Consider the following 12,790-nt stretch of genomic DNA (forward strand, 5'->3'; position numbering starts at 1 on the left):
TTAAATGGAATTTTCATAAGAAAAAAGAATGACATACTGAAATTCATTAACTTTCTGTTACACCAAACTGGCAGTTAGACAATGATTTCGAGGCAGAGTTTCCCGCTAACTTTTGTTATATTTTCAGCGTTGTCAGGAGAGAAGTACTATCACATTTGAGGTGGTTATGAAAAAAATTGCATGTCTTTCAGCACTGGCTTGTGTACTGGCAGTTTCTGCTGGTTCCGCAATGGCGCAAAGCACCGTTACTGGCGGTTTCGCTCCGAGCGATATGCAGGGCGTTGCGAACAAAGCTAACGGCTTCAACCTGAAATATCGTTACGAAGACGGTTCTAACCCGCTGGGTTGGATCGGTTCTTTCACCTACACCGAGAAAGATCGTAGCGAAGACGGCTTTTACAACAAAGGCCAGTACTACGGCATCACCGGTGGTCCGGCTTACCGTCTGAACGACTGGGCAAGCATCTACGGCGTTGTTGGTATCGGCTACGGTAAATTCCAGCAGAACGAGCAGGCTTCACGTAACAAAACTGATTCCAGCGATGTTGGCTTCTCTTACGGTGCTGGTCTGCAGTTCAACCCGTATGAAAGCTTCGCTATCGACGTAGGCTACGAGCAGAGCCGTATCCGTAACGTTGACGTTGGCACCTGGATCGCAGGCGTCGGCTACAGCTTCTAATCTTGCCGCAGGCAGGATAACAAAAACGGCCCTTCAGAGGGCCGTTTTTTTATGGCTGTTATCGACAGAAAACACGTTTTCGGATAAAGCCGGTATTGCGTGAACGCTAAAGCGCCGGATTATCCGCGCCAAATCAGGCGCGGACAGTCAACGCTTTGCGGGCAGCCGCCGGTCAGTCGCTCCAGCAGCATTAAGCGCAGGCGAAAAGGGGACTGCGTCAGCAGGCATAAAATCGTTCTCCAGCTGGCACCAGCCTGGCGATTGCGCTGAACACATTTGCCACAGTCCAGACAGCGTTTCATGGTGTTCATGGAGACCTCCGCATCAACGTCTGACAATTAAGATACACAGCCCTGCAATAAACAGCAGAAACATCAACAGCAGCAGGTAAGGCTCATTCATCGCTAACTCCTTTGCTGTCAGATTAGGCTGACTACTTTATCAACAAATATAGCACTGGCTATACCCTTTAGCTAATGCTATTTAGCTAAAATTTGTGCTTCGTTGCTGATGGTTTACAATGATGCACCAACACACCGGCAGTGCCTGATAATGACCGGTTGAAGAATAAGAGGAAGCTGAATGAGTCGTCGCGCAAAGCCCGCTCCTGCCAGGATTAACGGGCCATTAAAAGAAATAGAAGAGCATGTCGAAGGGTTTCGACAGGTTCGCGAAGCGCATCGCCGTGAGTTAATTGATGACTATGTTGAGCTGATCTCCGATTTGATTCGTGAATTTGGCGAAGCGCGCCAGGTTGATATGGCGGCGCGTCTGGGCGTGTCACAGCCGACCGTCGCTAAAATGCTGAAACGCCTTGGCAGCGTCGGGCTGGTGGAACAGGTGCCTTACCGGGGCGTTTTCCTCACCAGCGAAGGGGAAAAGCTGGCTGAAGAGAGCCGCGCGCGCCATCACGTTGTTGAAATGTTCTTGCTGGCGCTGGGTATCAGCCCGGATACCGCCCGTCGCGACGCTGAAGGCATTGAGCATCACGTCAGCGATGAAACCCTGAGCGTTTTCCGCCAGTTTTACGAAAGCCGCCAATAAAGTAAGGCCATGATGGCAACCCTGATTAAGCCGTTTCTGCACGATCGCTTTCTGCACCTGTTACTGCTGTTAGGGCTGCTGCTGGCCTGCATCGCGCCTTTTCACTGGCGCGACCTTCCTGCCGCCATAGACTGGCACACCATTGTTACGCTGTGCGGGCTGCTGATGCTGACGCACGGCCTGGAATCCAGCGGCTATTTCGCTGTCCTGGGCCGCAAGCTGATCCAGCGTTTTCAACATGAACGTACGCTGGCGCTGTTTATGGTCGCTGGCGCTGCGCTGTTATCAACCTTTTTAACCAACGACGTGGCGCTGTTTATTCTGGTGCCGCTCACGCTGACGCTGCGGCAAAGCACCACGCTGCCGGTTACTCGCCTGATTATTTTCGAAGCGCTGGCGGTGAATGCGGGCTCCATGTTAACGCCCATCGGTAATCCGCAAAATATTCTGCTATGGGGCGCCGGCGGGACCAGTTTTAGCGGCTTTATGTGGCAGATGCTGCCGCCCGCCGCGTTGCTGATGCTGAGCCTGTTACTGCTCACCTGGTTTTCTTTTCGCGCCCGGCCCATTGAACAACAGACGCAGCAGCCGGTTAGCTGGCAGCGTCCGCTGCTGTGGCTCAGCGTGGCGCTATACCTGCTGTTTATCGCGGCGCTGGAGCTAAAGCTGGCGCCCTGGGCGCTGTTGCTGATTTTCGTGGTTTTTCTGCTGCGGGCGCGGCGGGTGCTGCTGCAAATCGACTGGAGCCTGCTGGTGGTTTTCATGACGATGTTCGTCGATGTGCATCTGCTGACGCGTCTGCCCGCCCTGCAACAGGGAATGCAGCCGCTGGCGCAGGCGGGTGAGGGCGTACATTTTCTGCTGGCGATTGGCCTGTCGCAAATTATCAGCAACGTTCCGGCAACCATCCTGCTGCTGCAATTTTTACCTGCTAACACGCTGTTGGCCTGGGCGGTAAATATCGGCGGATTTGGCCTGCTGCCCGGTTCGCTGGCAAATTTGATTGCGTTACGGATGGCGAAGGATCGCCGTATCTGGTGGCAATTCCATCTCTTCTCTCTGCCAATGCTGCTTTGGGCGTCGTTAACGGGCTGGCTGCTCTGGCTGCTGCTGAGCTGACAAAACATTGAAACTGGCTGGCAGATTTATTTTAACGCTTCATGCGCGCTCGCTTTACAGCCACTGTAAATTGTCAATAAAGCCTGGTATTTGTCATTTTTCTTCCTATTGTTAAGCTTGAACGTAATTTCAGGATTCGTAGCAGCCAAGAAAAATGGAAAAAATGACTCATTCCAACGACAAACCTTCAGATGATACTCAAGCGCGTCAGGATAATGATGAAAACCAGGAGCAGGAAGAACAGCCGCGTAAGCGTCCTGGCAAAAAACCGCTCATCATCCTCGGCATCGTAGTGGTGATAATGCTGATTGTGGCGCTGTTTTACTGGCTCTCTACGCGCAATGAAGAAACCACCGACGACGCCTTTACCGAAGGGAACGCGGTCACCGTTGCCGCCAAAACCTCCGGTTACGCGGTAAAGCTGCTGGTTAAAGATAACCAGCGGGTGAAAAAGGGCGATCTGCTGGTGGTGATCGATCCGCGCGATACCCTGGCGCAGCGCGATCAGGCGAAAGCGCAACTGGGCCTGGCGCAGGCGCAGCTGCATCAGGCGGAAGCGCAGCTGGCATTAGCGCGCGTTCAGTATCCGGCGCAGCGCGATCAGGCGCTGGCGCAGCAGGCGCAGGCGGAAGCCAACCTGCTTAATGCGCAGTCAGACTATCGTCGCTTACGCGGCGTCGATCCGCGTGCAACCTCCCAACGCAATATCGATACCGCCAGCGCGCAATTGCGTTCCGCGCAGGCGCAATTGCAAAGCGCGAAGGCGCAGGTGGAAGTCGCCTCGCAGGTGGCGCTGCAAATCCGGCAACAGGAGACCAACGTCGAGGCGCGACGTCAGCAGGTTGAGCAGGCGCAGGCGCAGCTTAATGTTGCCGAGCTGAATCTCTCTTATACCGAAGTGCGCGCGCCTTACGATGGCTTTGTGACCAAACGTAATGTGCAGCTCGGCAGCCTGGTGCAGGCGGGCAGCGCGCTCTTTTCACTGGTTTCGCCCGATATTTGGGTCACTGCAAACTTTAAAGAATCGCAGCTGGAGCGCATGAAGCCGGGTGACAGGGTCACTATCAGTGTAGATGCCTGGCCGGATATGGAGCTGGAAGGGCACGTGGACAGCATTCAGATGGGCTCCGGCTCGCGCTTCTCTACGTTCCCGGCGGAAAACGCCACCGGTAACTTTGTAAAAATCGTCCAGCGCGTGCCGGTAAAAATCGTTATCGATAAGGGCCTGGATCCGAACAAACCTCTGCCGCTGGGACTCTCTGTGGTGCCTAAGGTTACGGTGGAATGAGCCACAGTCAGAGCTGGCAGCCAGCCAGCAATCCCTGGCTGGTCGCGGTAACGGTGACGCTGGCGGTATTCATGGAGATCCTGGATACCACTATCGTCAATGTGGCGCTGCCGCATATTGCCGGCACGCTCTCCTCCAGCTATGACGAATCTACCTGGGTATTAACGTCTTACCTGGTGGCGAACGGCATCGTGCTGCCCATCTCCGCCTTTTTTACCCGTCTGTTTGGCCGCAAGCAGTATTTCCTGATCAGCATTGTGATGTTCACTATCTGCTCTTTCCTCTGCGGCATCGCCACCGAGCTGTGGCAGATTATTTTATTTCGCATTCTGCAGGGCTTTTTCGGCGGCGGCCTGCAGCCGGTGCAGCAGTCGGTGTTGCTGGATTACTTTAAGGCGGAGGATCGCGGCAAGGCTTTTGGTCTCTCATCCATTGCGATTATCGTGGCGCCGGTGATTGGGCCGACGCTCGGCGGCTGGATCACCGATAACTACAGCTGGCGCTGGGTGTTCTTTATTAACGTGCCGGTCGGCATTCTGGCGACGCTGGCGATCTATCAGCTGCTGGAAGATCCACCATGGGAACGGCGCTGGGCGAAAGGCAAACTGAAAATAGATTACATCGGCATCAGTCTGATTACGCTTGGCCTCGGCTGTCTGCAGGTCATGCTCGATCGCGGCGAAGATGAGGACTGGTTCTCCTCGCACTTTATTCAGTTCTTCGGCGTGATGACCTTTATCGGTCTGACCGGCGCGATCTACTGGCTGATGTACGCGCGCAAGCCGGTGGTGGAAATTGGTGTCGTACGCGATCGTAACTTCTGGGTTTCCGGCCTGCTGATGGCGGGCATGGCGATGATTCTGTACGGCAGTTCGGTGGTTCTGCCGCAGCTGGCGCAGCAGGATTTGGGCTATACCGCTACCTGGTCCGGGCTGGTGCTGTCGCCTGGCGCGTTATTGATTGTATTGACCATTCCGCTGGTGCTGAAGCTGATGCCGCTGGTGCAGACGCGCTGGATTATCGCCTTCGGCTTCGCCTGTCTGACGGTATCGATGTTCTACTCCTCACGGCTTACGCCGCAGGTGGATTTCACCACGCTGGTTTTGATGCGCAGCGCGCAGTCCATTGGGCTGGGATTCCTGTTTGTGCCGTTAACCACTATCGCCTTCGCCACCATTCCGCAGCGGCTTAACGCTGATGCCTCGGCGCTCTTTACCATGTTCCGTAACGTGGCCGGTTCGATCGGCATCTCCCTGTCAACCGCGGCGATTACCGAGCGCGAGCAGGTTCGCAGTGCGCATCTGGTGCATAACATGACGCCCCTGAATGAGCAATTCAACATTACCGTCGAGCGCTGGGCGCAGAGCATACGCGACTTTACCTCGGCGGCGGGCGATCCCCTGACGCTGGCCACCGGCCAGCTCTATCAGGAGATGATCGTGCAGGCGCGTATTCTTGCCTATGTTGATGTCTTTATCGGGCTTGGCATCGTCGCCTTTATTTTGATCCCATTATGTTTACTGCTTTCGCCAGTCAAAAGCGAAGGCAGCGCAGGAGCACACTGACATGAACGTTAATAAGCGGATAATGCGCGCGCGTCCGACGTTACTGGCTTTATCTCTGCTGCTGGCGGGCTGCGCAGTTGGCCCCGATTACCAGCCGCCGCAGGCGCAAACACCCGCCAGCTGGCGCGATCTGCCTTCACAGGCCGCTTCGAAGCCGCAGGCCAGCGCCATTAATCCAGACTGGTGGAAAAGCTTTAACGATCCGCAGCTGAACAGCCTGATTGACCGTGCTATCGCCGGCAACCTGTCGCTGCAACAGGCGGTCTTGCGCATTGCCGGCGCGCGCGAACAGCTGTCGCAGGCGCGTGGCGGGCTGTTTCCTTCGATTAACGGCAGCGCTTCCGCGCAGAAGCAGCAGCTGGGCGCGAAAGGTATGCTGGAATCGAACGGCGTTTACAGCCAGCTGGATCAGAATGCGCCAGAGTTGCGCTCCTCGCTCGATAGCCTGACGCAGCCGGTAAGTCTCTATCAGGGCAGCTTCGATGCCTCCTGGGAGCTGGATTTATGGGGCAAAGTACGCCGTCAGGTGGAAGCGGCGGATGCGCAGCAGCAGGAATCGCTCGAAAGCCGTAATGATGCGCTGGTATCGCTGGAGGCCGAAGTGGCGCGCGCTTATCTACAGCTGCGTGGCGCGCAGTCGATCACCCGAACGCTGCAAACTCAGATTGAGGTTGCGCAGCAGACGCTGGAGCTGACGCAAAGCCAGCAGCGTAACGGCCTGGCGCCGCAGCTGGATGTGGAAAACGCGCGGGCACAACTCAGCTCGTTGCGCGCTCAGCTGCCGCAGTATCAGGCGCAAACGCGCCAGGCGATGAATGGCCTGGCGGTGCTGCTCGGCAAGCCGCCCGGCGCGCTGGATAATGAATTAATGACGGAAAAAGCGCTGCCTGCGCTACCCGCCGCCGTCCCGGTAGGCATTCCGTCCACGTTGGCGCGCCGTCGTCCCGATATTCGACAGGCAGAGGCGAATCTGCATGCCGCCACCGCGAACATCGGCGTGTCGGTCGCCCAGCTGTTCCCCAGTCTCTCGCTAACCGGTCAGATAGGGGTGCGCAACACCGATGCGGACTATCTTGATAACTGGAGCAGCCATTTTTACAGCTACGGCCCGTCGCTTTCCATCCCCATTTTTCAGGGCGGTCGGCTGGTTTCCAGCGTAAAACTGTCGCGCGCGCAGCAGGCGAACTCAGCGTTAAACTATCGACAAACGGTGCTTACCGCGCTGCAGGATGTGGAGAACGCGCTGGTTAGCTACCGCACCGATCAGGAACGGGTGACGCAAATGGATGAAACCGTCAGCGCGCTGCAGAGCAGTTTTGATTTAGCCAGCGACAGTTACAGAAAAGGCCTCTCTACCTTTCTGGATGTGCTGGATGCGCAGCGTCAGCTGGCGCAGGCGAAACAGCAGGCGGAACAGGCGCGGGTGCAGAGCAGCCTCGATCTGGTGGCGCTGTATAAAGCGCTGGGCGGCGGCTGGGAGAATTATCAAAACGTTCCGCTGCCTGAGTTTAACGTTTTCGGCCCGGCGACGCCCGCCAGTTAGTCGTTCTTACTTCATGCCGTCAGGCCTGGCCTGGCGGCTTATTAGCGCTTCGCCATTTCTTTTACCTCCTCATCCGTTGTCTGTTCTCTTTTCCATGCTTTCTGCGCCTGAAAAGGTACGGCGACCGCCACGGTTCCGGCATTGTTTATGCGTTTTTACCGCTTAGCGCGGCTCTGCTAAACCGGTTTGCTGGCCTGTGCCGTTAAAACCGGTTTCTGCACGTTCTCTCTGTTTTTATCGATTTCAAAATAAATATTTCCTTTCTGCTCGATAGCGAAACGCGTGCCGCCAACGGCAATAAACGTTTTTTTCACCATTTAACAACCTTACAAAGGAAATAGTGTGACCTGCGTCGGCCTTCAGGCAGAAGAGTATGACCACTGCCGCAAAATTGATATTTCACTATTCATTGAAATGAAAAAAATAAACTATGTTGTGCTGTGACAGGTTTGTGCCATACCGCTAAGGCACAGGTCAGATTTCCTCTTCAACCAGGTTGCTGGAGTTATCATGCCAAAAGAACAATACCTCACGCTGAGCAAAGCCTCAGGGCCAAACAGCAGCACGCCCGCCGAACCCTTCGTTAAAGTGATCGCCGTGATCGCCACGCTGGGCGGATTGCTGTTTGGCTACGATACCGGCGTTATTTCCGGCGCACTGCTGTTCATGGGCGACGAACTGCACCTCACGCCTTTTACCACCGGCCTGGTGACCAGCTCGCTGCTGTTCGGTGCCGCCTTCGGTGCGCTGCTGGCCGGTCATTTCGCTTCGTCCGCCGGACGCCGGAAAATCATTCTGGTGCTGGCGATTATTTTTGCGCTGGGCGCGCTGGGCACCTCGCTGGCGCCGGACGTTCACTGGATGGTCTTTTTCCGCGTGGTGCTGGGCGTGGCGGTCGGCGGCGCGGCGGCCACGGTGCCGGTTTATATTGCGGAAATCGCACCGGCCAATAAACGTGGGCAGCTGGTTACGCTGCAGGAGCTGATGATCGTCTCTGGTCAGATGCTGGCCTACATTTCCAACGCCTCGTTTAATGCCGTCTGGGGCGGGGAAGACACCTGGCGCTGGATGCTGGCGATCGCCACGCTACCGGCGGTGCTGCTGTGGTTCGGCATGATGTTTATGCCCGATACGCCGCGCTGGTATGCAATGAAAGGGCGGCTGGCCGACGCGCGTCGCGTGCTGGAGCGCACCCGCGCTAAAGATGATGTCGAGTGGGAGCTGACCGAGATCGAAGAAACCCTGCAGGAGCAGGAAAACCAGGGCAAGCCGCGCCTGCGCGAGTTGAAAAAGCCCTGGCTGTTTAAACTGTTTCTGATCGGCATCGGCGTGGCGGTTATCCAGCAGCTGACCGGCGTTAACACCATTATGTATTATGCGCCGACGGTGCTGACCAACGTCGGTATGAGCAACAGTGCCGCGCTGTTCGCTACCATCGCCAATGGCGCTATCTCGGTGCTGATGACCTTTGTCGGCATCTGGCTGCTGGGTAAAATCGGCCGTCGCACCATGACCATGATCGGGCAGTTCGGCTGCACTGCCTGCCTGTTCTTTATCGGCGCGGTAAGTTGGCTGATGCCGGAAACCATTAACGGACAGCCCGATATGCTGCGCAGCTATATGGTGCTGCTCGGTATGCTGATGTTCCTCTGTTTCCAGCAGGGCGCGCTCTCGCCGGTTACCTGGCTGCTGCTGTCGGAAATTTTCCCGACGCGCCTGCGCGGTATTTTTATGGGCGGCGCCGTTTTTGCCATGTGGATCGCCAACTTCCTTATTTCGCTGATGTTCCCGATAATGCTGGCCTCGGTAGGGTTGTCGGGCGCCTTCTTTATCTTTGGCGCCATCGGCATCGGCGGGCGATTTTCGTACTGAACTGCATCCCGGAAACGCGCAATCGCAGCCTGGAGCAAATTGAACACTATCTGCGCGACTGGCTGTCGCGGCACCGCGAACCCCCGCCGCTGCCGGCACCGCTGAAACGCAAAGTCGAACACCACGGCGGTTAACGCCGTTACCCAGGGCTGGCGGTATTCGCCAGCCTTTTTTTATGGCACAATGCCCGCCAAATTTCGTTATCCCGGAATAATTCGCGCCACAGCGAAGCGGTAACGCTGACGTATTCTCTGAAGCTACGGCTGAGGCGGACGCAGTTAACGCAGCTGCAGCGCGAAGCGTGACGGGACATTCCCCCGCTTAAGTAAGGCAATCCCTGTGCTAGTTTCCAGCAACGTTACCATGCAGTTTGGCAGCAAACCGCTGTTTGAAAATATCTCCGTTAAGTTTGGCGGCGGCAACCGTTACGGTCTGATCGGCGCTAACGGCAGCGGCAAATCAACCTTTATGAAGATCCTCGGCGGCGATCTGATGCCCACCGCCGGCAACGTCTCCTGTGACCCTAATGAGCGTATCGGTAAGCTGCGCCAGGACCAGTTCGCGTTTGAGAAATTCAGCGTGCTGGATACGGTGATTATGGGGCACGATGAGCTGTGGCAGGTCAAACAGGAACGTGACCGCATCTATGCGCTGCCGGAAATGAGCGAAGAAGATGGCTATAAAGTCGCCGATCTGGAAGTGCAGTATGGCGAAATGGATGGTTACACCGCCGAAGCGCGCGCTGGTGAACTGCTGCTGGGCGTGGGCATTCCGCTGGAGCAGCATTACGGTCTGATGAGCGAAGTAGCACCGGGATGGAAGCTGCGCGTGCTGCTGGCGCAGGCGCTGTTCTCTAATCCTGACATTCTGCTGCTGGATGAACCGACCAACAACCTGGACATCGATACCATTCGCTGGCTGGAACAGGTGCTGAACGATCGCAACAGCACCATGATCATCATTTCGCACGACCGTCACTTCCTGAATATGGTCTGTACGCATATGGCGGATCTGGATTACGGCGAGCTGCGCATCTATCCGGGCAACTACGACGAATATATGACTGCCGCGACCCAGGCGCGCGAGCGTCTGCTGGCTGACAACGCCAAGAAAAAGGCGCAGATTGCCGAACTGCAATCGTTCGTCAGCCGCTTCAGCGCCAACGCTTCTAAATCGCGCCAGGCGACCTCCCGTGCCAAACAGATCGATAAAATCAAGCTGGACGAGGTAAAAGCCTCCAGCCGTCAGAACCCGTTCATCCGCTTCGAGCAGGATAAAAAGCTGTTCCGCAACGCGCTGGAAGTAGAAGCGCTGACCAAAGGCTTTGATAACGGCCCGCTGTTCCGCGATTTGAACCTGCTGCTGGAAGTGGGCGAAAAGCTGGCGGTGCTGGGTACTAACGGCGTGGGTAAAACGACGCTGCTGAAAACGCTGGTGGGCGATTTGCAGCCGGATAACGGCACGGTGAAATGGTCTGAAAACGTCCGTATCGGCTATTACGCCCAAGATCACGCGGAAGAGTTTGATAACGATCTCAGCGTCTTTGACTGGATGAGCCAGTGGAAACAGGAAGGCGACGATGAGCAGGCGGTGCGCAGCGTGCTGGGTCGTCTGCTGTTCAGCCAGGATGAGATTAAAAAGCCGGCGAAGGTACTGTCCGGTGGTGAGAAGGGCCGTATGCTGTTCGGCAAGCTGATGATGGAACGTCCGAATATTTTGATTATGGATGAGCCGACCAACCACCTGGATATGGAATCGATCGAGTCGTTGAATATGGCGCTGGAGATGTATCCGGGCACGCTGATTTTCGTCTCGCACGACCGTGAGTTTGTCAGCTCGCTGGCGACGCGCGTGCTGGAAATTACGCCGGAGAAAGTGATCGACTTCAGCGGCAGCTATGAAGATTACCTGCTCAGCAAGGGCGTGCAGTAATAGCTAAGCTGGGCAGTAAGCAGCAAAGACGCAGTAACAGCTAAGCTGGGCAGTAAGCAGCAAAGGCGCAGTAACAGCTAAGCTGTGCAGTAAGCAGCAAAGAGACGCAGTAATAAGCTCAGGCGTACAGCTGACGCCAGTAACAAGGCCGCCGTTTCGGCGGCCTTAATCTGTCGCTATCGACGGCGGCATATTGCTGACCCACACCTGATTTTTCCCCCGATCTTTTGCCTGATAGAGCGCGGCATCCGCCCGATCGATAAATTCTGACGGTGACGCACCGGCAAACACGCGCGGCTGCCAGTGCATACCAATACTGATAGTCACAATCTTTTCCGCCACGCTGCTCTGTTCATGCGGCAAGGCTAAATCCGCGACGGCGCGTACCGCCTGCAGCGCATACAGATGTGCCTCCGGCTGCGTTTTATCCGCCAGCACCACCATAAACTCCTCGCCGCCGTAACGGGCGACCAAATCTTCGCTATGGTTCGGCAGTCGCTTCAGACACTCCGCGATGCGCCGCAGACATTCATCGCCAGCCAGATGGCCGTTGCTGTCGTTATAGGCTTTAAAGGAATCGACATCGATCAATAAAATTGTCAGCGGCGAACGCAGCTTCACCGCCCGCTCCATCGCCCTGGGTAAAAACCAGTCAAGCTGCCGACGGTTTGCCAGCCCGGTTAGCCCGTCCACCAGCGCCAGCCCCTGCAACGTGCGATTCATATTGGTCAGCTGGTCGCGCACCGCCGTCAACTCCAGCTGATTACGCAAATTGAGCTGAATATGATGCAAAACGATAAATCCCAGCAGGAACAGCAGCCCCAGCAGCACCAGGTTCAGCAGCACAAAGCCGATAGAATCGGCGATCCACGCCTGTCGGATCTCCTGCAGATCGTAGCCGGCGGTGACCACCAGCGGATAATTTTTCAGGCTGGCATAGCCAAAAATGCGTGGCCTGCCATCTACCGCCGCGCGATAGATCGCCGCGCCGCTGGCGGTGGTTTTTAACAGCTGGGTAAACAGCGGGCTTAGGGAAATATTCTGGTTAATCAGCGCCTCGCTGTAGGGCCGGATATAAACCAGATTACCGTCCGCCTTCATCAGCGCCATTAAATCGCGGTCGCCCAGATTGTAGTAATCATAAACCTGGCGAAAGTAATCGAGACGAATAGAGGCCATCACCACACCGCCAAAGCTGCCGTCGGGATTGTTTAACCTGGCGGAAACCGGAATCACCATATTGCCGCTGATACGGCTACGAATCACATCGCCAATATGCAGACCGCTCTCTTCGGAACGTTGATGGAAACGGAAATATTCGCGATCCGCACTGTTGGTTTTTGGCAGTGGTGTGGTGAAAGAGGAGAGCGTGACGTAACCGTCAGTGTTATAGATGACGATGCTGTCGAGCGTGGGCAACGCCGCTTTGCGCGCCTGCAGCAGCTGCTGCAGGTTGCTCTGGATGCCGCCTTCATTAATGCGGTCGCGGACATCCTGCAGGGTCAGATCGATTTGCAGAAAAGTATCTTCCGCCTGCCGCGACAGCGATACCGAGAGGTTACGGGCGTTTTCTTCGCTCAGATGCAGGGTTCGCTGCCAGCTATTCCACAGTGTCCAGCCGTTAATGGCGATAACCGCGCCGCTGATGACCACCAGAAACAGCAGCATCATCTGGCGCAGTACGGGTTTTGCCACGCTACTGTCGCTGCCTGTCTTATCGCTCACCTGGGAGGGCGTCACTTTTCCGT

Annotated in this window: 10 protein-coding genes and 1 pseudogene; 8 read left to right on the forward strand and 3 right to left on the reverse strand. The window is 56.1% G+C overall.

Going from position 1 to position 12,790, the window contains the following annotated elements; all coding sequences use genetic code 11:
* The first annotated feature begins 166 nt into the window (after positions 1-166).
* Positions 167-679 carry an outer membrane protein OmpX gene (ompX, locus tag P3C52_RS04665; RefSeq protein ID WP_275554036.1) on the forward strand — a complete coding sequence of 171 codons (513 nt, stop codon included), beginning with the start codon at positions 167-169 and terminating at the stop codon, positions 677-679.
* Between the two features lie 119 nt (positions 680-798).
* On the opposite strand, the gene P3C52_RS04670 is transcribed toward ompX, so the two are convergent.
* Positions 799-990: a hypothetical protein gene (locus P3C52_RS04670; RefSeq protein WP_275554037.1), complete on the reverse strand. Its 192-nt coding sequence runs from the start codon at positions 988-990 to the stop codon at positions 799-801.
* 271 nt (positions 991-1,261) lie between these two features.
* On the opposite strand from P3C52_RS04670, the gene mntR reads away from it, so the two are divergent.
* From mntR to P3C52_RS04695, 5 genes are all read left to right on the forward strand, one after another.
* Positions 1,262-1,723 (forward strand): manganese-binding transcriptional regulator MntR, encoded by a 462-nt coding sequence (mntR, locus tag P3C52_RS04675; protein ID WP_249894037.1) that lies wholly within the window; start codon positions 1,262-1,264, stop codon positions 1,721-1,723.
* Positions 1,724-1,735: 12 nt separating this feature from the next.
* Complete coding sequence (locus P3C52_RS04680; RefSeq protein WP_275554126.1) at positions 1,736-2,842, forward strand: SLC13 family permease; 1,107 nt, start codon at positions 1,736-1,738, stop codon at positions 2,840-2,842.
* 163 nt (positions 2,843-3,005) lie between these two features.
* Positions 3,006-4,130 carry an HlyD family secretion protein gene (locus tag P3C52_RS04685; protein ID WP_275554038.1) on the forward strand — a complete coding sequence of 375 codons (1,125 nt, stop codon included), beginning with the start codon at positions 3,006-3,008 and terminating at the stop codon, positions 4,128-4,130.
* Positions 4,127-5,695, forward strand: coding sequence for a DHA2 family efflux MFS transporter permease subunit (locus tag P3C52_RS04690; protein ID WP_275554039.1), 1,569 nt, complete (start codon positions 4,127-4,129; stop codon positions 5,693-5,695). Before P3C52_RS04685 ends, P3C52_RS04690 begins: the two co-directional genes overlap by 4 nt.
* 1 nt (position 5,696) lies before the next feature.
* Entirely contained in the window at positions 5,697-7,238 is a 1,542-nt protein-coding gene (locus P3C52_RS04695) for an efflux transporter outer membrane subunit (RefSeq protein ID WP_275554040.1), read from the forward strand.
* A 176-nt stretch (positions 7,239-7,414) separates the two neighbouring features.
* Here the strand turns inward: P3C52_RS04695 and P3C52_RS04700 are convergent, their stop codons facing one another.
* Positions 7,415-7,555, reverse strand: a complete 141-nt coding sequence (locus P3C52_RS04700) for a hypothetical protein (RefSeq protein ID WP_275554041.1) — start codon at positions 7,553-7,555, stop codon at positions 7,415-7,417.
* 193 nt (positions 7,556-7,748) lie between these two features.
* On the opposite strand from P3C52_RS04700, the pseudogene P3C52_RS04705 reads away from it, so the two are divergent.
* Both P3C52_RS04705 and P3C52_RS04710 read left to right on the forward strand, forming a co-directional pair.
* Positions 7,749-9,244 (forward strand): annotated as a pseudogene (locus tag P3C52_RS04705) (sugar porter family MFS transporter).
* Between the two features lie 205 nt (positions 9,245-9,449).
* Complete coding sequence (locus P3C52_RS04710; protein WP_275554042.1) at positions 9,450-11,042, forward strand: ABC-F family ATPase; 1,593 nt, start codon at positions 9,450-9,452, stop codon at positions 11,040-11,042.
* A gap of 165 nt (positions 11,043-11,207) precedes the next feature.
* Here the strand turns inward: P3C52_RS04710 and P3C52_RS04715 are convergent, their stop codons facing one another.
* Complete coding sequence (locus tag P3C52_RS04715) at positions 11,208-12,782, reverse strand: GGDEF domain-containing protein (protein WP_275554043.1); 1,575 nt, start codon at positions 12,780-12,782, stop codon at positions 11,208-11,210.
* Positions 12,783-12,790: the final 8 nt, after the last annotated feature.

This window comes from Mixta sp. Marseille-Q2659 (assembly GCF_940807255.1).
Lineage (GTDB): Bacteria > Pseudomonadota > Gammaproteobacteria > Enterobacterales > Enterobacteriaceae > Mixta.